The sequence below is a fragment of the Klebsiella sp. GW_Kp182 genome (genome assembly GCF_040062275.1).
GTDB lineage: Bacteria > Pseudomonadota > Gammaproteobacteria > Enterobacterales > Enterobacteriaceae > Klebsiella > Klebsiella michiganensis.
Window position 1 is genome coordinate 1 of record NZ_JBEAFQ010000078.1, and the last position, 19701, is coordinate 19701.

A 19701-nucleotide genomic window follows, 5' to 3' on the forward strand; every position below is an offset into this window, starting at 1 on the left:
CCCGGGGGCGGCGCAAAGCGCCTGCCCGGGCTACGGGACCGCAGACCGCCGGGGATGCGTAGCCCGGACAGATGCGCAGCATCACCTCCGGGAAAGTTCTGCAACATTCTGCACGCTTCCCCCCGGGGGCGGCGCAAAGCGCCTGCCCGGGCTACGGGACTGCAGACCGCCGGGGACGCGTAGCCCGGACAGATGCGCAGCATCGCCTCCGGGAAAATTCTGCAACATCCTGCACGCTTCCCCCGGGGGCGGCGCAAAGCGCCTGCCCGGGCTACGGGACCGCAGACCGCCGGGGACGCGTAGCCCGGATAAGGCGTTAGCCGCCATCCGGGAGTCCCGCGGTGTTAGTTTTGCCCGTAATAGGCATTCGCGCCGTGTTTACGCAGGTAGTGTTTATCGAGCAGTTCAGACTGCATATCCGGCAGCTGTGGCGCCAGCTGGCGCGAGAACAGGCCCATATAGGCGCACTCTTCAAGTACCACGGCGTTATGTACGGCGTCGGCCGCATCTTTACCCCAGGCAAACGGGCCGTGCGAATGGACTAATACCGCCGGGATTTGCGCCGGATCCAGCCCGCGCTGTTCAAAGGTTTTGATAATCACTTCGCCGGTCTGATACTCATACTCCCCGTTAATCTCCTCAACGGTCATCGGCCGGGTGCAGGGGATGGCGCCATAAAAATAGTCGGCGTGGGTGGTGCCCCAGGCGGGGAGATCGAGACCGGCCTGCGACCAGATCGTCGCATGGCGGGAGTGGGTATGCACGATCCCGCCGATCTGCGGATAGCGACGATAAAGGGCCAGATGCGTTGGCGTATCCGAAGAGGGTTTTTTAGCGCCTTCAACGATCTTACCGCTGGCGATCTCTACGACCACCATATCGTCGGCGGTCATCACCTCATATTCGACGCCGGAGGGCTTAATGACCATCAGACGGCGCGTTTCATCCACCGCGCTGACGTTGCCCCAGGTAAAGGTGACCAGCCGGTGCGCCGGGAGCGCCAGGTTTGCCGCCAGCACCTCGGCTTTCAGTTGCTCTAACATGTGAAACCTCCTTCCTGCATCCGTGATTCAATCCAGCGCCGGGCCTGGATAATCTCCAGCACCGGTTCGCTGGCCTTCTCCGTCCACATCTCAATCAGAAACGAACCGCGGTAGTTCAGCTCATGCAGCGTCTTAAAGATGCCGACAAAATCAACGCATCCTTCACCGAACGGCACGTCGCGGAACTGGCCCGGGCTATCGTCGGTCACGGGCAGCGTGTCCTTCAGGTGGATGGCGGCGATACGATCGATACCCAGTTTCAGCTCGGCGGTGACGTCGTTCCCCCAGGCGCTGAGGTTGCCGACGTCCGGATAGACGGTAAACCACGGTGACGAAAGCCTCTCGTCCCACTTTTTCCATTTGCTGATGGAGTTCATAAAGGCGGTGTCCATGATCTCCACCGCCAGCATCACCTGCGCGGCGGCGGCCTGTTCTACCGCCCAGGCCAGCCCTTCGGCAAAACGCTGCCGGGTGCCTTCATCGTGCTCTTCGTAATAGACGTCGTAACCCGCCAGCTGAATAGTACGAATCCCCAGATCGCGCGCCAGGCGGATGGCTTTGGTCATAATCTCCCGCGCCCGCTCGCGTACCGCCTCGTCGCGGCTGCCAAAGGGGAAACGGCGATGGGCGGACAGGCACATTGAGGGAATAGCGACGCCGGTTTCCAGCATCGCGCTCACCAGCGATGCCCGCTGGGCCGATGTCCACTCCAGGCGCGAAAGGCGTTCGTCGGTCTCGTCCACCGACATTTCGACAAAATCAAAACCGCAGCTTTTGGCCAGCACCAGCCGTTCAGGCCAGCTGAGATCCTTCGCCAGCGCTTTTTCATAAATACCTAACGGGTGGTTACGCATGCTGTTCTCCCCAGATAGCGTCGATTTGCGCGTGGAATTCGGCGGCAACCCGTGCCGGATGGGCAGCGCCTGCCAGCGCGCGCCCGGCAATAAACGCTTTGACGTTGATATCCTTGAACAGCGGCAGATCGGCCGGAGTAATCCCGCCGGTGATCGATAGCTCAAGGCCAATGTCGGAGAGCGCTTTCATGCGCGCCAGATCCGCGTCCCCCCACTGCTGCCCGCTGGCTTGGGCATCGCGCCCGCGATGGTAAATCGCCTGATGGACGCCGGTACGGTACCAGGCGCGGGCGTCATCCAGCGTCCAGTTGCCGAACAGCTCCATCTGAATTTCACCGCCGCAGGCCTGGGCCACGGCGTGGCCTTTCTCGACCGTAGCGAGCGGCGCGGCGCAGATGATGGTCATCCAGTTGGCGCCAGCGCCAAAGGCCTGCTGCGCCAGGGTTTCACCGGCGTCGGCGACTTTCCAGTCGGCGACGATGATCTTCTGCGGACACTGGGCGCGCAGGGCTGTAACTGCGTTAAGCCCCTCGGTCAAACAGAGGATGGTCCCCGCCTCCACGATATCAACGTGATCCTGTAGCAGGGCGACATCGCGCTGCGCAGCCTGAAGGCTGGTATGGTCCAGCGCCAGCTGCAGTAATGGTCGGCTCATAATACGTGCTCCTTAATGCGGGCGTGATAGCCCTGTAGTGCCTCAATCAAATCCTGGTAGTGGCGGTATTTGCGCTGATAGCGCGCGTGGGCGGTCATATCGGGCAGCAGCGTGCGTACCGGGTGCTGCCGGGCGCGCCGGGCTTCGCTAAAGCTGCGGTATACGCCAGTGCCGACGCGCGCCGCGAGGGCAGCGCCAAAGCAGCCGGTCTCTTCCACCTGCGGCAGTTCAACGCGTAAGCCGCTGACGTCCGCCAGCATTTGCATCCAGACGTCGGAGTGCGCCGGGCCGCCGGTGACGCGCAGGGCCTGAACGCTTGTAAAGCGTTCGCGCATACGGTTGAGATGGGTCATATGGCTGAATACCACGCCTTCATAAACCGCCTGCAGCAGGTGCGCGCGGGTATGCAGCGCCTGCATGCCGTAAAAGCCGCAGGTCATCTCCAGCCCGGCGTTGCTGCCGTAGAGAAACGGCAGAAAAAACAGCTCGCTCCCGGCTTTCGGCAAACTGGCTACGGCCTGATTGATCTCATCAAACGAGAGATCGCCCCACTGAGCGGTAAACCACTCGAGGTTGCCGGATGAGGTCGGGCTGGCTTCGTGAACGATATACTGGCCGTCATTGACGTAGCGGCCATAGACGTAAGGGTGAGCCTCATGTTCGCGCAGACCGTGAGCGATACCGCTGGTGACGGCCCAGGTCCCCATCACCGCATTGAGGGTCGACTCATCCTCAATCCCGGCGCAAAGGGCGGTGGAGACCACGTCAAACAGGCCGCCAACGACGGGAGTACCCGCCGCCAGACCGGTTAAAGCGGCTGCCTGAGCGGTGATCTCCCCGCATATTTCGGCTGACCCTATAACGGGGGGCAGCGCGCTATCCACTTCGCCGATCCCCAGCCATTGGGTCAGACACGGGTCGTACTGGCCCGTGGACATGTTGTAGAGGTTGGACTCGGAGATGTTGCTCTCCTCGCAGCCTTTCACGCCGGTTAAGCACCAGCGCAGATAGTCATGCCCCATCATCACGCAGCCAATTTGCGCGTAGCGCTGGGGGTCATTCTCTTTGACCCAGCGCAGCAGAGAAGCCGGATGCCCGGTCCATAGCGTCTGGCGGGTAACGGGATAGAGCCGTTCGGGAATTCGGTCTCGCTGCCAGCGCTGAACGATATTCAGCGCCCGACGATCGGAGGAGAGGATGGCGTTACCCAGCGGCCGATCCTGCTTATCGAGGAGAAAGAGACCCTTACCCTGAGCGGAGATGCCCACGCCTTTAATCTGTTCACCGGATACCCCTGCCCGTTGTAATAGTCCGGCAATGGTTGCCGCGCAGTGTTGCCAGAGTTGATGCATGTCGCGTTCGGCGTAACCCGGCAGGGGCGACATCGTCTGTAGCGCTTGCCGCACAATGCCATGTTCATGACCTTCGGCATCATATAAACCGGCTTTCAGATACGTGCCGCCACAATCAATACCCAGCCAGAAGGCCTGTTTCTTGCTCATCTTTCGCATCTCATTCTTGCCGGGAGGACCCGGCATATTTCGCAGGCCCGGCAGGCGCAGCGCCGCCGGGCTCGATTTTACGCAGTGCGTTTATGTGGGTTTATCGTCTTTACCGGCGCAGCACCGGCATCGCATTTCGCCGGCAGCAGCAGCGCCATCAGCGCGGCCAGCGCCAGGGAGATCGCCAGGCAATAAACGCCGGCGTCTTTGCTGTATAGCGTGATCAGAACCCCGACCGCATAAGGGCCACAAAATCCGCCGAGGTTGCCAAGCGCGTTGATAACCCCGCGCGCGCCGCCCGCCATTTCAGCGCTGAACAGACGTGCCGGGATGGTCCAGAACACGCCAGCCGCCGATTGCAGGAAGAATCCGCAGCCGACCAGCGCGGCATAGGAGAGCCATATTTGATTTTTCAGCGCCACCGACAGGAACATGCACAGAGCGAAGCCAATCAGCGGCAGGCAGACGAACAGCTTGCGTTTACCGGTTCGATCTGAAAGAGAAGAGAACAGGAACATCCCGGCAATGGCGCCGACGTACGGCAGAATGGCGAGCATCCCGACCTGCCCCATGCTGCTGTGGGTTAATTCTTTCAGAATGGTGGGCAGCCACAGGGTGTAGCCGTAAATGCCGGTCTGGTAGAAGAAGTTCAGGGCGATAAGCTGCCACATGGTTTTGTCGGAGAGAACGGCGCTCAGAGAGGCGTTTTTCACCTCGGTGCCGGCAATGGCCCGTTGCTCTGCGGCCAGCGTCTCGACCAGATAGTTCTGCTCTGCTTTAGAGATCCAGCGCGCTTCCTGCGGACGGTCATAGATGGTGTAGGCCCACAGAACCAAAACAACCAGCGAGAGCAAACCTTCGATAATAAACAGCCAGCGCCAGTCGAGAACCGTGATAATCCAGCCTGAGAGCGGGGCGGTGATAATCCCGGCAATCGGCACGAACATAATGACAATCGCGTTGGCGCGACCGCGTTCCGCATCAGGGAACCAGTTACTGATCATGGTGAGAACGACCGGCAGCATGCCGCCTTCCGCCACGCCTAGTAAGAAGCGCAGGGCCAGCAGCTGGTACTGATTGGTAATTAACCCCGTCAGCACGGAGATAACCGCCCAGGCGACCAGCGACCAGCCGATAAATTTCTTACCGCTGCCGTGAACGGCAATTTTCCCGCCGGGAACCTGTAAAAATAGATAACCGATAAAGAAAATACCGCCCGCCAGCCCCGCCATGGTGGCGGAAATACCTAAGTCGGCGTCCATGCCGCCGGGCATGGCAAAGGCAATATTGACCCGGTCCATATAAGAAATAATACAGGTGATCAGTATTGGGGGAATAATTCTTAACCAGCGCTGGCGCGGTATATCTTTGGGTGTAGAGTTAGAGGTTATATTCATCTTTATAGTCTCGTAATATTAAAAAATATTCTGGCGATGAAGGTGGTTATTATTATTGTGCTTGTTTTAGCGCTGAGATGCCGTCGCGTAATATCGCGATGCGATGGTCAATGTTTGCGCTGGCAGTGATTTCCAGTAATTTGATACCAGAGAATTGCAGGGGATCGGCTCCTGCGCAGGCAAATAATTCACGAGCGTGGTCGGTGGTCATCAGGCTCTGCGGGCAGAAAGGCGCGAACGGCGCGTGTAAATCCTGCCATTCGCCGTACTCGCCGGTTTGCGTCGTGCCGGAAAACATCAGCGCGCCGAGCTTCCCTGCCCGTTTTGCCTGCTGCGTATGGGTGAGCGGTAGAACGGTATTCCGCCCTTCAATGGCAGAGCGCGCCCAGTTGATACAGATGCTGATGTCGTAGTCGGCAATGGCTTCCAGCACGTTTTCTAACGGCAAAAATCCTTTGCGCGGCGCGGTGCCGGTCATCGCGTCGCAGTGCTCCAGCACCAGCTCGCAGGACCAGTCCCAGCGGGTAATCTCTTTTAATGAACGGGCAAAGGCGTCGGTCGCCTGAGCCACGTTGGCATTGCCCGCCAGCGGGGCGGCGTGAAGCTCAAGGGCAATGACCTTTCCGGCGGTCTTACCATTGATTTTAGCGATCTTCTGCTGCAGGTGACGATAGTACTCCACGCAGGCTTTGCGCTGCTCTTCGTCGCTGGATGCCAGCCCAAAGCCGCCGTTTTCACCGCGGCGGCGCATGGTTTCCATGATGGCGGTAACGACAATCTGCCAGTGTCCCGGGGTATGGCGCAATAACCATTCGTCGCCGAGCGGATGAAGATGTTCAAGGCAGGGTTGCTCCAGCCCGCGAATATCCGGGGTGTCGGAGAGCTGCCGCCAGAATTCCGTCTCTTCCTCTTCACTCTTTTGGTGAAATGAGGGTGCACAGGGGTACGCACCGATAATGTAACCGGTATTATTCGAATTCATTTTGTGCTCCTTATTATAAAACTGAGATAGCGACCTTAACGACTATTTTGCGGATCGGGGTGGCTACAGTTTTATTACATCCAGGACGATGTACATCTTGCGGGAAAAATATCGCATAGTTGCCTGGCGTCATTTCAAAGAACGATTCATGTTGGCTGTCGTGATAGAAAATAATATCGCGCTGTTCTAACAACGATTCGCTGATTTGATTATTGCCGGTATCAATGGCGATACCGATTTTTTCTTCACCCCACGCCAGAAACTGGATATCCAGATAGCGACGGTGAACCTCCGGACGATTGTCAGCGGCATCGCGGGTGGTTAAGTCAATAACCTGCGCGAAGATGTTCTTGCCGTCGATTTCCACGACGCCGGGTTCCAGCGCGTGAAAATCCGTCGTGCGCAGGAAATCAAGCGCCTGTTCAATGGCCGCGGGCAGACGACACGGATTCGGTTGAGCAATATGGCCAAAAATCATGGGTGAGCTCCTTACAGCGCCTGAATTTTGGCCCATACGCTGTCATCGACGGTAATACCGTTGCGGCGGTTTTCATCCAGCAGTCGGGTAAATTCATGGCCGGGCAGGCGGACCGCCACATTTTCATCGGCGCGTTCGGCGGTGGTGATGAAATCCATAATTCGCTGCAGTTTGGCGTCGCGGGTTGCGCCATCGATCAGCTTATCCACTTCTATGGCGATGAAGATCTGCGAAACGCCATATTCATCGCTGTTTTCCTGAGTCACTTCGGCAACGGAAGAGCCGTTGGAAAGCAGGGTGGCAATCATATCCAGCACGATCGACAGGCCGGAACCTTTCCAGTAGCCCATCGGCAAAATACGGCGGTTTTTCTCGATAACCCCCGGTTCTTTGGTCAAATGACCTTCATCGTCGAATCCGCCGTCCACGGGCAGCTCGCGGCCGGCAAGGCGGTTAACTTCCAGCATGCCGTAGGAGAACATCGACATCGACATATCCACCATGGTGATCGGCGTCGACGGAATGGCGACGATCAGCGGATTGGTGCCGATACGGCACTCCTTAGCGCCCCACGGCGGCATAACGGCGATAGAGTTGGTCCAGCAGATGCCGATGTAGCCTTTTTCCGCCGCCTGCCAGCCATAGCTGCCGCCGCGCATCCAGTGGTTGGCGTTACGTAACGCCACCAGGCCGATACCGTGATCGGAAGCCAGTTCGATGGCCCGGTCCATCATCTTTTTCGCCGTCAGGTTGCCGATGGAGCGCTGGGCATCCCACTGCTCGATGGCGCCGAGGCTGGTCACCCGCTGCGGTTTAGCCTCGGGGATGATGTCGCCGTTGTCCAGCTGCTGGATGAAGCGAGGAAAGCGGTTCACGCCGTGAGAATAGACGCCGGATTCGGTGGTGCGGGCAAACATTTCTGCGCAGGCATCGGCGGTTTCTGCGGCGATACCCCGCGCCAGCAGTACTCGATTGAATGCCTCTTTTAACTGCTCAAACGTTACTTTCATTCCTGTTTCCCTGGTCAGAGTTGATCGCTTTTTTATCTCTAAATTTCACTATGCGAAATCTGATTTCAAATATAGCGATCAATTTTTATCAGATCAACGGGCAGCGTTATTTTTAAAAATCATAAAAATCATAAAGTTGTGTTTTTTTGGTTCAGATCGTGAACTGAAACACACTTTGCGCTACCATCTGAACGCGACAAAAACGGGGAGCGGAAACGATGGGCACAAAAGAGAGCGATGTAACGCAAGACAAAGAGAGGCCTGCCGGAAGCCAGAGCCTTTTTCGTGGGTTGATGCTGATTGAGATCCTGAGTAATTACCCAAACGGATGCCCGCTGGCGCATCTGTCGGAACTGGCGGGCCTGAACAAAAGCACCGTTCATCGCTTATTGCAGGGGCTGCAATCCTGCGGCTACGTGACGCCAGCCCCGGCGGCGGGGAGCTATCGTCTGACGACAAAGTTTATCGCCGTTGGCCAAAAGGCTTTGTCGTCGCTCAATATCATCCACGTCGCGGCGCCGCATCTTGAGGCGCTCAACCTGGCCACCGGCGAGACGGTGAACTTCTCCAGCCGTGAAGATGACCACGCTATCCTGATTTATAAGCTGGAGCCGACCACCGGCATGCTGCGTACGCGCGCCTATATTGGCCAGCATATGCCGCTGTACTGCTCGGCAATGGGCAAGATTTATATGGCGTTTGGCCATCCTGACTACGTTGAGAGCTACTGGAATTCACACCAGGATATTATTCAGCCGCTGACCCGGAATACCATTACCGGCTTACCTGCGATGCATGATGAGCTAGCGCAGATCCGCGAGCGTAATATGGCGATGGACAGGGAAGAGAACGAGTTGGGCGTGTCCTGCCTGGCGGTCCCGGTTTTCGATATTCATGGACGCGTGCCTTATGCCATTTCTATCTCCTTATCAACATCGCGCCTCAAGCAGGTAGGGGAGAAGAATTTACTCAAGCCGCTGCGCGATACGGCAGAGGCGATTTCCCGCGAACTGGGCTTTTCCGTGCGGGAAGGGTAAGGCAGATGACCAAATTGTCCCGGGCATCTGAGAGAAAACGCCGCTGACTCCATTCAGGATCAAGGCGCGGAAGCGGTTTTTTCTGGCACTCTGCGTTTTTATCCCCAGTGGAGCAAGGATGAACCGGTTTATTATCGCGGATGCGCAAAAGTGCATCGGCTGCCGTACCTGTGAAGTCGCCTGCGTGGTATCCCATCAGCGGGACCAGGACTGTTCTGGCGTTTCCGCCATGCGCTTTGCGCCGCGGATCCGCGTGGTGAAAAATGGCGAACTCTCGACGGCGACGCTTTGCCGCCAGTGTGAAGATGCGCCCTGCGCCAACGTCTGCCCCGAGGGCGCTATCCGCCGGGAAAATTCGGTCTGGCGCGTTGATCAGCGCCGCTGCATCGGCTGCAAAAGCTGCATGTTGGCGTGCCCCTATGGCGCGATGACGGTGATGCGGGTGGAGGAGGGCGTACAGGCGCTGAAGTGCGATTTGTGCAGCCATCGTGAAGAAGGCCCGGCCTGCGTGGCGGCATGCCCGACGCAGGCGCTGCGCTGCATGGAACCGATGGAGCTGGAGAGAATAGCCGCTGAACGTCGCCAGCGGATGGCGCTGGCGATGTAGCGATGATGCCTTCTTACGGCGTGTTCCCGGAGGCGGCGCTGCCTGTCCGCAGAACGCTGGAAGCCTGTAGCCCGGCTGAGCGCAGCGCGAGCCGGGAATATATCTGGATTATTCAGGATTCTGGCGCTCGTTTACGCGCCCTGTTCACCCCATGCGCGTTCAACTTCTTCGGCGAGAATCTTCACGCCTGCTTCAATCTTCTCCGGGTCCGGTACATAGTTCATGCGCATGCACTGATGCGTGTGCGGCCACGGCTTATCCAGGCCAGGGAAGAAATAGTCGCCCGGCACCATCAGGACGCCGCGCTTTTTCAGGCGCTGGTACAGCAGCTCGGTAGAAATCGGCAGATCCTTAAACCATAGCCAGAGAAAAATCGCGCCTTCCGGTTTATGTATCAGGCAGCGATCTTCCGGCAAATAGCGGCGAATAATGGCGATAGTCTCCTGAACGCGCTGGTAGTAGAACGGCTTAATCACCGTTTCCGACAGGCGCAGAAGATCGTTGCGTTTAATCATCTCGCACATCATGGCCGGCCCCATTCCGCCGGGGGCGAGGCTGATAATGCCGTTCATATTACTGATGGCGGTGATGATTTTTTCGTTAGCGATGATAATCCCGCAGCGGCTACCCGGCAGGCCCAGCTTGGAGAGGCTCATGCACAGCACGATATTCGGATTCCACAGCGGCCTGGCGTCGCTGAAAATAATCCCCGGGAACGGAACGCCGTAGGCGTTATCAATCACCAACGGGATGCCGTGCTGGTTGGCCAGCGCATCCAGCTTGATCAGCTCATCGTCGGTGATCACGTTGCCCGTTGGGTTGGTGGGGCGGGAAACGCAGATCATTCCCGTCTCGTCCGTGACCTGCAAATGTTCGAAATCCACGTGGTATTTAAACTGGCCTTCCGGCAGTAGTTCAATGTTCGGGCGGGTGGCGACAAACAGATCTTCTTCGAGGCCGGCATCGGCGTAGCCGATGTACTCGGGCGTCAACGGAAACAGCACTTTACGGGTGGTTCCATCCGCGCGACGGCCTGCGAAGAGGTTAAACAAGTAGAAAAACGCGCTCTGACTGCCGTTTGTCAGTGCAATATTCTGTGGTTCGATCTCCCAACCCAGTTCATCACGCAGCATCTGCGCCAGCAGGGCCAGCAGCTCGCTTTTACCCTGCGGACCGTCATAATTACAAAGCGCATCAAGGGCTTTGCCGCTGTTCAGCATGTCGGCCAGCAGGCTATGGAAGTAATCATTCATTTCCGGAATCTGCGCGGGATTGCCGCCGCCCAGCATGATGGCGCCCGGGGTACGCAGGCCGTCATTGAGGTCTTCCATCAAGCGGGTGATGCCCGAATGACGGGTAAATTTGTCGCCAAAAAGTGAAAATGTCATCGCGATTAGTCTGTCGGTATTCCAGGAAAGTGGGTAACCATAACGCCAGCGCAGACAGGGTGCAAATCGAGGTATCAGTGAGATATTTTGTTTTTATGCTGCTAAAGTAAGATATTTTGGATTTTTGTTCTGAAGCAGCTCCCCCGAGTGTCAGGGGAGCCTTGGGTCAGAAGGCTACTGCTGACCTGCCCATACCACCATCACTTTGTCATCGCCGGTCTCGCGAATAAAGCCGTAGCCTTTCGCCATCGATAGGGTGGTTTGTTTACCCATGCCAATCGCCGGATGACGGGCGCGGAACTGGCCCAGTTTCTCCCAGTGGGTCACGCTGCGCGCGGCTTTGCCGCTGACGTCCTGCCAGTTCATATCTGAACGCGTCCCCTGAAGCGGATCGGAGCCGGTCGGACCGAACGGTCGTGAGGATTCATCGCCGTAGAAGATCTGCACTGCGCCAGGCGCGAGCAGCAGCAGTTCCGCCGCCGTGCTGCCGCCTTCGCGGAACAGGCTGGTATCGTGCGAGGAGAGATAGCTTAACACATTGAAATCATGAAGCTTCTCTGCCATATGTTGCCAGGTCAGGTCGATATTCGCCAGGCAGCTTGTCGCTTTCGCCGCCTGATCCTGATAATCAAAATTCAGCATTGCGTCAAAACCGTGGCGATAGTAGTCGCTCTGCATCACGCCGTGGCCCCAGGCCTCGCCGGTCATCCAGAACGGCGCGTTATCCAGCGCTTTATCCGGATTGGCTTTTTTCCATTCCGCCAGCGCTTCACTGGCCTGGGTTTTTAACTGTAGCCAGGCGGCCTGCTCGACGTGCTTGGCGGTATCGACGCGGAAGCCGTCGATGCCGTAGTCGCGCACCCATTGGCTCAGCCAGTGGGTCAGATAATCGCGCGGCGTATAGCCGGGGATCGCTTTGGCCGCGGTATCCGGCTTATGGCGATAGAAGTTTGGCAGGCCGGATGGCGCCGTGGATTCGGTTTTCAGATCCGGCAGGAAGGCCAGCGACATCGTCAGGTCATCAAATCCGGGGTTGTCGTAATCGCCAATATCGGTGCGGATCCACTTTTTACCCCACCATTTTTCCCAACCGGCTTTGTCGCTGAAGTTAATGTAGTCGTTAAAACTGTGCCAGCTTTGTCCCGCGCGGGGCTTCCAGTCGGTCCAGCGTTCTCCGAGGGTCTTTTTCAGCTCATCGCCCTGGATGTACAGCGAGCCAAACTGAAACTCCTGCATATCGGCCAGGGTCGCGTAGCCGGTATGGTTCATCACCACGTCGAACAGAATGCGGATCCCGCGCTTGTGGGCCTCATCGACGAGGCGGCGCAGATCGTCTTCCGTTCCCATATTGGCATCCAGCTTCGTCCAGTCCTGGGTGTAATAGCCGTGATAGGCGTAGTGCGGGAAATCGCCTTTCGTACCGCCGCCGACCCAGCCGTGGATTTGTTCCAGCGGCGAACTGATCCAGAGCGCGTTAACCCCGAGCTGCTGGATGTAATCCAGTTTGCTGGTCAGGCCCTGCAGGTCGCCGCCGTGGAAGGTGCCAATTTCCTGCATGCCGTCTTTGTGGCGGCCATAGCTATTGTCGTTGCCCGGGTTGCCGTTGACAAAGCGATCGGTCAGCACGAAATAGACGGTGGCGTTATGCCAGTTGAACGGCGCGGCGGCTTCCGTTTCCGCGCGTTCAAGCAGCAGCAGACCATTGCTGTTAAACGCCGGCTGGAGGGTAACTTTACCGCCGCTGACGGTCGCGATATTACCGCTGTAGAAATCGCGAACTTTACTGCCTTCGGCGAAGGACTTGCTGACGTCAATGGTGAGCGGCTTGCCATCCCATTTCGGACACTGCTTCATCTGCGGCGCGGCGGCGGCGGTCTGTTTCTCCTCCAGAGAGACCATCATGGTTGGCGTACCTGAACGGGTATCGACTTCCAGGGTATAGCGGCCATCGCGGAATACGCGCCACTGCGGCGCCGGATCGCGGCAAGGCTCCATAGACAGCATCTGGTTGAGCTTGATCGCGCCGGCAGGCTGCCAGCACTGTTGGTCAAAATTAATCCGCAGAGGGCGCGTACCCTTTGCTACCTCGTTTTGACTGATAAATCTGCCGGTGCCTTCTTCGGTAAAGGCGGGGAAATCTGCGGTAGTCCAGGCGGCGAAGGCCATCCCAGGCAACAGCAGCGACGCAAGCGCAGCGAGTTTCATTCCGGAGTCCTGTGTGCGGTTTTTTGTTCAGTTTGCGCGTCTGGCTGTCTAATGAACTCATCCCACCGGCGCTTTTCCAGGGAGGATGAAAAAGGGTGAGTGATCGCGTTCAAAAAACAAGCAAAAAATGCGAGGGTTGTCGCATTTTTGTACTGTTGTCATGGGGCGGAAACCGATTTCAGATGACAGCTTTTCGGAATTGGACTATTTCTGTGGGTGCGTCATCTGGGTATTTTTGATACTATTCGCGATTCAACTATCGATTTTTTGTGAAAAACAAGGCGTTGGAATGATTGCATCCGACCAGGAGACCTAATGATATCGACTCCCATTCGACGATATGGGGCCGCGATACTCATGTTACTTACCTGCATATTTTCAGGTAGTGTGCTGGCAACAACACACACAGCAACAACGAGTCATAAAGCCCCAATAGTTAAGAAGAAAAGCACCGTTAAAGTAAGCAAGGTAAGCAGTAAACAAGAGTATTCTCGCAATAGTGTAAAGAGCAGTTCACTTCCTGATTTGCGAAAATACCCTTCCGGGACACCAAGGAAAAAAGCGTTTCTCCGGACGGTAATGCCTTACATTACGAAACAGAATCAGGTGATTACCGCCGATCGTAACTGGCTTGTTTCCAAGCAGTACGATGCGCGCTGGTCGCCGAGCGAGCGTACGCGGCTGAAAGAGATCGCCTCTCGCTATAAAGTGAAGTGGTCCGGCAATACTCGCCATATTCCATGGAACTCGCTGCTTGAGCGCGTCGACATTATCCCGAATAGCATGGTCGCTACCATGGCAGCGGCGGAAAGCGGCTGGGGAACGTCAAAGCTGGCGCGGGTGAACAACAATTTATTTGGTATGAAGTGTGGCGGTGGAAACTGCCGCGGTGCGGTGAAGGGCTACTCCCAGTTTGATTCGGTGGAAGAGTCCGTTCAGGCCTATGTCCGAAATCTGAATACGCATCCGGCCTACTCGTCGTTCCGTAAATCGCGTGCGCAGCTGCGTAAAGCCGATCAGGAAGTGACCGCCAGCACGATGATTCATAAGCTGAAGGGCTATTCGACCAAAGGGTCGAGCTATAACAACTATCTCTTCGCGATGTATCAGGATAACCAGCGGTTGATAGCCGCGCACATGTAATTGCTCTTACATGTCATCATTGATGCCCGGTGCGTAAGCCCGGGCATTTTTCTTTGCGCGCTACATCATGACTTCGCTGTGCCGGTCGCGGTACTCCTTCGGCGTCACGTCGTACTCTTTCTTAAACACCGAATAGAAATACTGCAGCGATGGATAGCCGCACATCTGGGAGATTTCGTTAATCGATAGGGTGGTTGATACCAGCAGACTGCGCGCTTTTTCCAGCTTCTCGCTGTGGATCACCGTATGAATGGTTTCGCCGACTTCCTCTTTGAAGCGCTTTTCCAGATTCGAGCGGGAAATCCCCACGGCGTCCAGCACCTGCTCAACTTTAATCCCTTTACAGGCGTGGTTACGGATATAGTGCATCGCCTGAATGACCGAAGGATCAGTGAGCGAACGGTAGTCGGTGGAGCGGCGTTCTACCACGCGCATCGGCGGGATAAGCTGACGCTGAAGCGGCAGCTCTTCATTCTCCAGCAGGCGATGCAGCAGCTTTGCCGCCTGGTAGCCCATCTGACGGGTGCCCTGCGCAACGGAGGAGAGCGCCACGCGCGACAGGTAGCGGGTAAGCTCTTCGTTATCTATGCCGATAACGCACAGCTTTTCCGGGACGGGGATATGCAGCCGCTCGCAGGCCTGTAATACGTGGCGCGCGCGGGCGTCGGTAACGGCGATGATGCCGGTTTGCGGCGGTAGGGTTTGCAGCCAGTCGGCGAGGCGGTTTTGCGCATGCTGCCAGTTTTCCGGCGCCGTCTCGAGCCCCTGATAGACCACGCCGCGATATTTCTCTCTGGCGACCAGCTGGCAAAACGCGTGCTCGCGCTCGGCGGCCCAGCCTTTACAGCTGGATGTGGGCAGGCCGTAAAAGGCAAAGCGGTTAATGCCCTTTTCCTTCAGATGCAGGAAGGCGCTCTCGACCAGCGCGGCGTTGTCGGTGGCGATATAGTGAACCGGCGGATAGCACTCCGGGCGGTGGAAGGAGCCGCCGACGCCGACAATCGGAACATTCACGTCGCTCAGCAGGTTTTCAATTTCCGGGTCGTCGTAATCGGCAATAACGCCGTCGCCTAACCACTCTTTGATGTTTTCAATTCGTGCCCGAAAATCTTCCTCAATGAAGATATCCCATTCCAGTTGCGATGCTTGTAAATATTCGCCGACGCCCTCAACGACCTGGCGATCGTAGGCTTTGTTGGCATTGAATAACAGCGTAATACGGTGACGCTTTTCAAACATAGTGTTGTTCCTGGTCTCTCTTGCAGGCCATACAATACCGGCCAATGCCCGGATTTTTTCAAGCTACTTGTGCCTAAGTTTGGCGGTAGCGCAAATAATTCGGGCATTTTTTTTCACAGCCCTCAGCTTCGGCGTTTCGTGGCGGAATCCATCCATACCGCGAGCAATAAAATGACCCCTTTAACGATGTACTGCCAGAAGGTGGCGACGTCCATCATGCTCATGCCGTTGTCCAGCGCGGACATGATAAAAGCGCCCATGACCGCGCCCGCGACGCTGCCGACGCCGCCGGCGAGGCTGGTACCGCCGATCACGCAGGCGGCGATGGCGTCCAGTTCGGCGATGTTGCCGGCGGAAGGGGAACCGGCGCCAAGACGCGAGCTGAGAATCAACCCGGCAATCGCCACCATCAGGCCATTAATGGCGAACACCGCCAGCTTGGTGCGTTCCACGCTGATGCCGGATAGACGCGCGGCCTCCAGGTTGCCGCCGATGGCGTAGATGCGGCGCCCAAACGCGGTACGGGTGGCCATAAACATGCCCGCCAGCAGCAGCGCGGCGAGAATCAGTACCGGCGTCGGGACGCCGCGATAGTCGTTTAACAGCCAGATGGCGCCCAGTACAATAACGGCGGTAATCGTCTGGCGGCCAACGGCTGAAGCGGAGGCGGGCGTGGAGAGGCCGAGAGCCTGACGTCGCATACGGCCGCGCCACTGCCAGATGATAAAGGCCGCCATGCCCGCCACGCCGATACCAAAGCCAACGCCATCAGGCAGATAGCTCTGGCCGATTTGCGACATTGCCGGGCTGGTGGGAGAGACGGTGGTCCCGTTGGTAATGCCTATCAAAATACCGCGAAATGCCAGCATGCCGGCGAGCGTCACGATAAACGAGGGGACTTTACGATAGGCAACCCACCAACCGTTCCAGGCCCCCAGCAGCAGGCCAAGCGCCAGGGTGACCACAATGGTCAGCGGTAGCGGCCAGCCCAGCCAGACGTCAAATATTGCCGCTGCGCCGCCGAGCAGCCCCATCATTGAGCCGACGGAGAGATCGATCTCGGCGGAAATAATCACAAACACCATGCCGACCGCGAGAATGCCGGTAATGGCGGTCTGGCGCAGCAGGTTGGAGATATTACGCGCGCTCAGATAAGCGCCTTCGGTGGTCCAGGTGAAAAACAACATAATGGCCACGATAGCGGCGATCATCACGAATACCTGGAGGTTCATCCCCTTCAGCCCCGATAGCGCGCCAGCGGCAGGTGGGGTGAGTTTCATTTCAGACGATGTGTTCTTCGACATGGCGTTCGCTCCTCAGTGCGGCTTCCATCACCTGTTCCTGGGTCAGACCCCGGTTGATCAGATTAGCCTTCAATTTACCTTCATGCATCACCAGCACCCGGTCGCTTAGCCCCAGCACTTCGGGTAGTTCGGATGAAATGACAATGACGGCGATCCCCTGCTGCACCAGCTGATTAATCAGCTTGTAGATTTCGTACTTGGCGCCGATGTCGATGCCGCGGGTGGGCTCATCGAGTATCAGAATGCGCGGGTTCAGCAGCAGGCAGCGGGCGAGGATCGCCTTTTGCTGATTGCCGCCGCTCAGGCGACCGATCGCCAGCTCCGGCGATGAGGTTTTGATCTTCAAACGCTGGATGGATTGCTGAATACAGTGCTGCTCTCCGGCATCGTCAAGGCTGCTCAGCGGACCGGTAAACTGGTTTAACGCGGCGAGGGTGATGTTTTTACCCACCGCCATGACCGGCACAATACCGTCTTTCTTTCTGTCTTCCGGTACCATGGCGATGCCCTGCGCAATAGCCTGCTGGCAGCTGTGAATCGTCACCTGCTGGCCATCAATAAAGATTTTTCCCTGCCAGCGGCCCGGCCAGACGCCGAACAGGCACTGGACCGCTTCGGTACGGCCCGCGCCGACCAGCCCGGCGATCCCTAGTATTTCACCGCGCCGCAGCGAAAAGGAGACGTCATTGACCCGCTTAATATGGCGATTCACCGGGTGCCAGGCCGTCAGGTTTTCCACCCGCAGGATTTCCTCGCCGCAGCTGTGGGCTTCGCTCGGATAGAGGGCGGTAAGCTCGCGGCCGACCATCATGGTGATAATGTCATCTTCGTTCATGCCGTCAGCGTTACGGGTACCGATATGCTGCCCATCGCGGATCACGCAGATGGTGTCGGAGATGGCTTTGACTTCATTGAGCTTGTGGGAAATGTAAATACAGGCAATACCGTGATTTTGCAGATCGCGAATAATATTCAGCAGAATTGCCGTCTCCTGCTCCGTTAACGAGGCGGTGGGTTCGTCGAGAATTAACAACCGTACCTGTTTATTCAGCGCTTTTGCTATTTCGACCAGCTGCTGCTGGCCAAGGCCCAAATCGCCGACGCGGGTATCGGGTGATATGGCTAAATTGACCTGGGCCAGCAGCTTTTCGCAGCGTAAGGTCATGGTTTCGTAATCCAGCAGACCGTGGCGGGAGATCTCCGCGCCGAGAAAAATATTCTCCAGAACGGTCAGATGTTTTACCAGCGCCAGCTCCTGATGAATGATGGCAATCCCTTTGCGCTCGGTATCGCGTATATGGCCCGGCCGCAACGTTTCCCCGGAAAAAATAATCTCTCCCTCATAGCTACCGTGCGGATATATTCCGCAAAGGACCTTCATGAGCGTGGATTTACCGGAGCCGTTTTCGCCGCACAGCGAGACCACTTCTCCGGCGTTAAGCCGCAGACTGACATTATCAATCGCCTTCACCGTACCGAAGGTTTTAGTAATGTTTTTCATTTCGAGTAACCAGGACATAGAGACTCCACATAAGCGATATCCGGCTGGATGGGGCAACGCCCCCGGGAGAGGGCGTCAGAGATTACAGCTCGCTTTTTTTGTGGAAACCGTCTTTGATTACCGTCTGGTCAATGTTGTCTTTATTGACCTCAATGGGCGTCAGCAGCCGGGAAGGCACATCTTTGAGGCCGTTGTTGAGCGTGGCGTCGGCCTTCGGCTGCTTATCGTTGCCCAGTTCGACGGCGATCTCTGCTGCGGTGGTGGCAAGGTCAGCGATCGGTTTGTAAACGGTCATCGTCTGAGTGCCAGCGATAATGCGCTTCACGCCGGCGAGGTCGGCATCCTGCCCGGAAATCGCCACTTTGCCTGCGAGCCCCTGGGCGCTTAACGCCTGAATGGCGCCGCCGGCGGTGGCATCGTTAGAGGCGACGACCGCATCAATTTTGTTATTGTTGGCGGTCAGGGCGTTTTCCATAATCTTCAACGCATTTTCTGGTAGCCATCCGTCGACCCACTGATCGCCGACGACTTTAATTTTTCCTTCATCAATATAGGGCTTAAGAACTTTCATTTGGCCGGCGCGGAAAAGCTTGGCGTTATTGTCTACCGGCGAGCCGCCCATTAAGAAATAGTTGCCCTGAGGCACTTTATTGACCAGGCTTTGCGCCTGCATTTCGCCAACTTTCTCATTATTAAAAGAAATATAGAAATCAATATCGGCGTTATTGATGAGACGATCGTAGGCGAGAACTTTAATTCCCTCCTGTTTAGCCTCTTTTATCACATTACTCAGCACCTGACCGTTATAGGGAATAATAACCAGAACGTCGACGCCGCGATTAATCATATTTTCGATTTGCGACATTTGCGTTTCTTCGTTGCCATTGGCTGACTGGACGAATACTTTTGCACCTAATGATTCAGCTTTATTGACAAAAATATCGCGATCTTTTTGCCAGCGCTCAAGGCGCAGGTCGTCAATCGCCATGCCAATTTTGACTTCTTTCGCAATGCCCGACAGGCTGGTGAGGAGGAGTGAAGCACAGAGCGTTAGGCAAAGGTTCTTTATCTTCATAATAATAACACCTTTTTTGTAAAGTGCAGGATAAGACGAACGATAAAAATAAATGGCCTGATACGTAGCAGATTTTTAACGCGGAAAGGAGCGCTGGCAATTATCTATGCTTATTTTGCCGTTATGAAATTTTGTTTATTTGTTAATTTATGACCGCGATCGTACTTTAATAATTAGTTCTCATCGTATTTCATTGATCTCTCGTGGCGTAAGCAGCGAAGTGAGGGCGTTGTTCTATTGTTTTTGCGACCTGGCGCACGTTTGTGGATTCTCTCAATCAC

17 protein-coding genes are annotated in these 19701 nt (G+C 56.5%); 3 read left to right on the forward strand and 14 right to left on the reverse strand.

The genetic code is table 11. The features are described from left to right. Positions 1-344: 344 nt before the first annotated feature. From araD to yiaK, 8 genes are all read right to left on the reverse strand, one after another. Positions 345-1043 (reverse strand): L-ribulose-5-phosphate 4-epimerase, encoded by a 699-nt coding sequence (araD, locus tag ABLU88_RS28170; RefSeq protein WP_014839773.1) that lies wholly within the window; start codon positions 1041-1043, stop codon positions 345-347. After that, complete coding sequence (locus tag ABLU88_RS28175) at positions 1037-1897, reverse strand: L-ribulose-5-phosphate 3-epimerase (RefSeq protein WP_009653713.1); 861 nt, start codon at positions 1895-1897, stop codon at positions 1037-1039. The genes araD and ABLU88_RS28175 overlap by 7 nt, the downstream gene beginning before the upstream one ends. Continuing rightward, a complete protein-coding gene (ulaD, locus tag ABLU88_RS28180; protein WP_032751678.1) occupies positions 1890-2552 on the reverse strand; it encodes a 3-keto-L-gulonate-6-phosphate decarboxylase UlaD in 663 nt (220 codons plus the stop codon). Before ulaD ends, ABLU88_RS28175 begins: the two co-directional genes overlap by 8 nt. Further along, complete coding sequence (locus ABLU88_RS28185; protein WP_049102992.1) at positions 2549-4054, reverse strand: FGGY-family carbohydrate kinase; 1506 nt, start codon at positions 4052-4054, stop codon at positions 2549-2551. Before ABLU88_RS28185 ends, ulaD begins: the two co-directional genes overlap by 4 nt. A 77-nt stretch (positions 4055-4131) precedes the next feature. After that, positions 4132-5451, reverse strand: coding sequence for an MFS transporter (locus tag ABLU88_RS28190; protein ID WP_032692963.1), 1320 nt, complete (start codon positions 5449-5451; stop codon positions 4132-4134). A 52-nt stretch (positions 5452-5503) separates the two neighbouring features. Beyond that, on the reverse strand, positions 5504-6433 hold the full coding sequence (locus ABLU88_RS28195) for a DUF4862 family protein (RefSeq protein ID WP_348838820.1): 930 nt from the start codon (positions 6431-6433) through the stop codon (positions 5504-5506). Positions 6434-6446: 13 nt separating this feature from the next. Next, a complete protein-coding gene (locus ABLU88_RS28200; protein ID WP_049069631.1) occupies positions 6447-6911 on the reverse strand; it encodes a YhcH/YjgK/YiaL family protein in 465 nt (154 codons plus the stop codon). Between the two features lie 11 nt (positions 6912-6922). After that, entirely contained in the window at positions 6923-7921 is a 999-nt protein-coding gene (gene yiaK, locus ABLU88_RS28205) for a 3-dehydro-L-gulonate 2-dehydrogenase (protein ID WP_014839766.1), read from the reverse strand. Positions 7922-8139: 218 nt separating this feature from the next. On the opposite strand from yiaK, the gene yiaJ reads away from it, so the two are divergent. Both yiaJ and ABLU88_RS28215 read left to right on the forward strand, forming a co-directional pair. Beyond that, a complete protein-coding gene (gene yiaJ, locus ABLU88_RS28210) occupies positions 8140-8958 on the forward strand; it encodes an IclR family transcriptional regulator YiaJ (RefSeq protein WP_014839765.1) in 819 nt (272 codons plus the stop codon). Positions 8959-9076: 118 nt separating this feature from the next. Beyond that, positions 9077-9565, forward strand: a complete 489-nt coding sequence (locus tag ABLU88_RS28215; protein WP_348838823.1) for a 4Fe-4S binding protein — start codon at positions 9077-9079, stop codon at positions 9563-9565. A gap of 131 nt (positions 9566-9696) precedes the next feature. On the opposite strand, the gene avtA is transcribed toward ABLU88_RS28215, so the two are convergent. After that, positions 9697-10953 carry a valine--pyruvate transaminase gene (gene avtA / locus ABLU88_RS28220; RefSeq protein WP_025106780.1) on the reverse strand — a complete coding sequence of 419 codons (1257 nt, stop codon included), beginning with the start codon at positions 10951-10953 and terminating at the stop codon, positions 9697-9699. Positions 10954-11127: 174 nt separating this feature from the next. Beyond that, positions 11128-13158: an alpha-amylase gene (locus tag ABLU88_RS28225; protein ID WP_348838827.1), complete on the reverse strand. Its 2031-nt coding sequence runs from the start codon at positions 13156-13158 to the stop codon at positions 11128-11130. A 315-nt stretch (positions 13159-13473) separates the two neighbouring features. Here ABLU88_RS28225 and ABLU88_RS28230 point away from each other — a divergent pair, with 315 nt between their 5' ends. Then, on the forward strand, positions 13474-14301 hold the full coding sequence (locus ABLU88_RS28230) for a protein bax (protein WP_071530269.1): 828 nt from the start codon (positions 13474-13476) through the stop codon (positions 14299-14301). Between the two features lie 60 nt (positions 14302-14361). Here the strand turns inward: ABLU88_RS28230 and xylR are convergent, their stop codons facing one another. The 4 genes from xylR to xylF all read right to left on the reverse strand — a co-directional run bounded on the left by xylR (position 14362) and on the right by xylF (position 19420). Next, on the reverse strand, positions 14362-15540 hold the full coding sequence (xylR, locus tag ABLU88_RS28235) for a D-xylose utilization transcriptional activator XylR (protein ID WP_348838830.1): 1179 nt from the start codon (positions 15538-15540) through the stop codon (positions 14362-14364). A gap of 122 nt (positions 15541-15662) precedes the next feature. Then, entirely contained in the window at positions 15663-16844 is a 1182-nt protein-coding gene (gene xylH, locus ABLU88_RS28240; protein ID WP_014227207.1) for a xylose ABC transporter permease XylH, read from the reverse strand. Further along, positions 16822-18363, reverse strand: a complete 1542-nt coding sequence (locus tag ABLU88_RS28245; RefSeq protein ID WP_014227206.1) for a xylose ABC transporter ATP-binding protein — start codon at positions 18361-18363, stop codon at positions 16822-16824. Before ABLU88_RS28245 ends, xylH begins: the two co-directional genes overlap by 23 nt. A 64-nt stretch (positions 18364-18427) precedes the next feature. After that, the gene (xylF, locus tag ABLU88_RS28250) at positions 18428-19420 is read right to left on the reverse strand and encodes a D-xylose ABC transporter substrate-binding protein (RefSeq protein WP_014227205.1); all 993 of its coding nucleotides are present in this window, start codon (positions 19418-19420) and stop codon (positions 18428-18430) included. Between the last annotated feature and the right edge of the window lie 281 nt (positions 19421-19701).

What these genes read in the sequence shown, in the direction of transcription:
- araD (WP_014839773.1), bottom strand. Translation starts at nt 1,043, where the DNA reads ATGTTAGAGCAACTGAAAGCCGAGGTGCTGGCGGCAAACCTGGCGCTC.
- ABLU88_RS28175 (WP_009653713.1), bottom strand. Translation starts at nt 1,897, where the DNA reads ATGCGTAACCACCCGTTAGGTATTTATGAAAAAGCGCTGGCGAAGGAT.
- ulaD (WP_032751678.1), bottom strand. Translation starts at nt 2,552, where the DNA reads ATGAGCCGACCATTACTGCAGCTGGCGCTGGACCATACCAGCCTTCAG.
- ABLU88_RS28185 (WP_049102992.1), bottom strand. Translation starts at nt 4,054, where the DNA reads ATGAGCAAGAAACAGGCCTTCTGGCTGGGTATTGATTGTGGCGGCACG.
- ABLU88_RS28190 (WP_032692963.1), bottom strand. Translation starts at nt 5,451, where the DNA reads ATGAATATAACCTCTAACTCTACACCCAAAGATATACCGCGCCAGCGC.
- ABLU88_RS28195 (WP_348838820.1), bottom strand. Translation starts at nt 6,433, where the DNA reads ATGAATTCGAATAATACCGGTTACATTATCGGTGCGTACCCCTGTGCA.
- ABLU88_RS28200 (WP_049069631.1), bottom strand. Translation starts at nt 6,911, where the DNA reads ATGATTTTTGGCCATATTGCTCAACCGAATCCGTGTCGTCTGCCCGCG.
- yiaK (WP_014839766.1), bottom strand. Translation starts at nt 7,921, where the DNA reads ATGAAAGTAACGTTTGAGCAGTTAAAAGAGGCATTCAATCGAGTACTG.
- yiaJ (WP_014839765.1), top strand. Translation starts at nt 8,140, where the DNA reads ATGGGCACAAAAGAGAGCGATGTAACGCAAGACAAAGAGAGGCCTGCC.
- ABLU88_RS28215 (WP_348838823.1), top strand. Translation starts at nt 9,077, where the DNA reads ATGAACCGGTTTATTATCGCGGATGCGCAAAAGTGCATCGGCTGCCGT.
- avtA (WP_025106780.1), bottom strand. Translation starts at nt 10,953, where the DNA reads ATGACATTTTCACTTTTTGGCGACAAATTTACCCGTCATTCGGGCATC.
- ABLU88_RS28225 (WP_348838827.1), bottom strand. Translation starts at nt 13,158, where the DNA reads ATGAAACTCGCTGCGCTTGCGTCGCTGCTGTTGCCTGGGATGGCCTTC.
- ABLU88_RS28230 (WP_071530269.1), top strand. Translation starts at nt 13,474, where the DNA reads ATGATATCGACTCCCATTCGACGATATGGGGCCGCGATACTCATGTTA.
- xylR (WP_348838830.1), bottom strand. Translation starts at nt 15,540, where the DNA reads ATGTTTGAAAAGCGTCACCGTATTACGCTGTTATTCAATGCCAACAAA.
- xylH (WP_014227207.1), bottom strand. Translation starts at nt 16,844, where the DNA reads ATGTCGAAGAACACATCGTCTGAAATGAAACTCACCCCACCTGCCGCT.
- ABLU88_RS28245 (WP_014227206.1), bottom strand. Translation starts at nt 18,363, where the DNA reads ATGTCCTGGTTACTCGAAATGAAAAACATTACTAAAACCTTCGGTACG.
- xylF (WP_014227205.1), bottom strand. Translation starts at nt 19,420, where the DNA reads ATGAAGATAAAGAACCTTTGCCTAACGCTCTGTGCTTCACTCCTCCTC.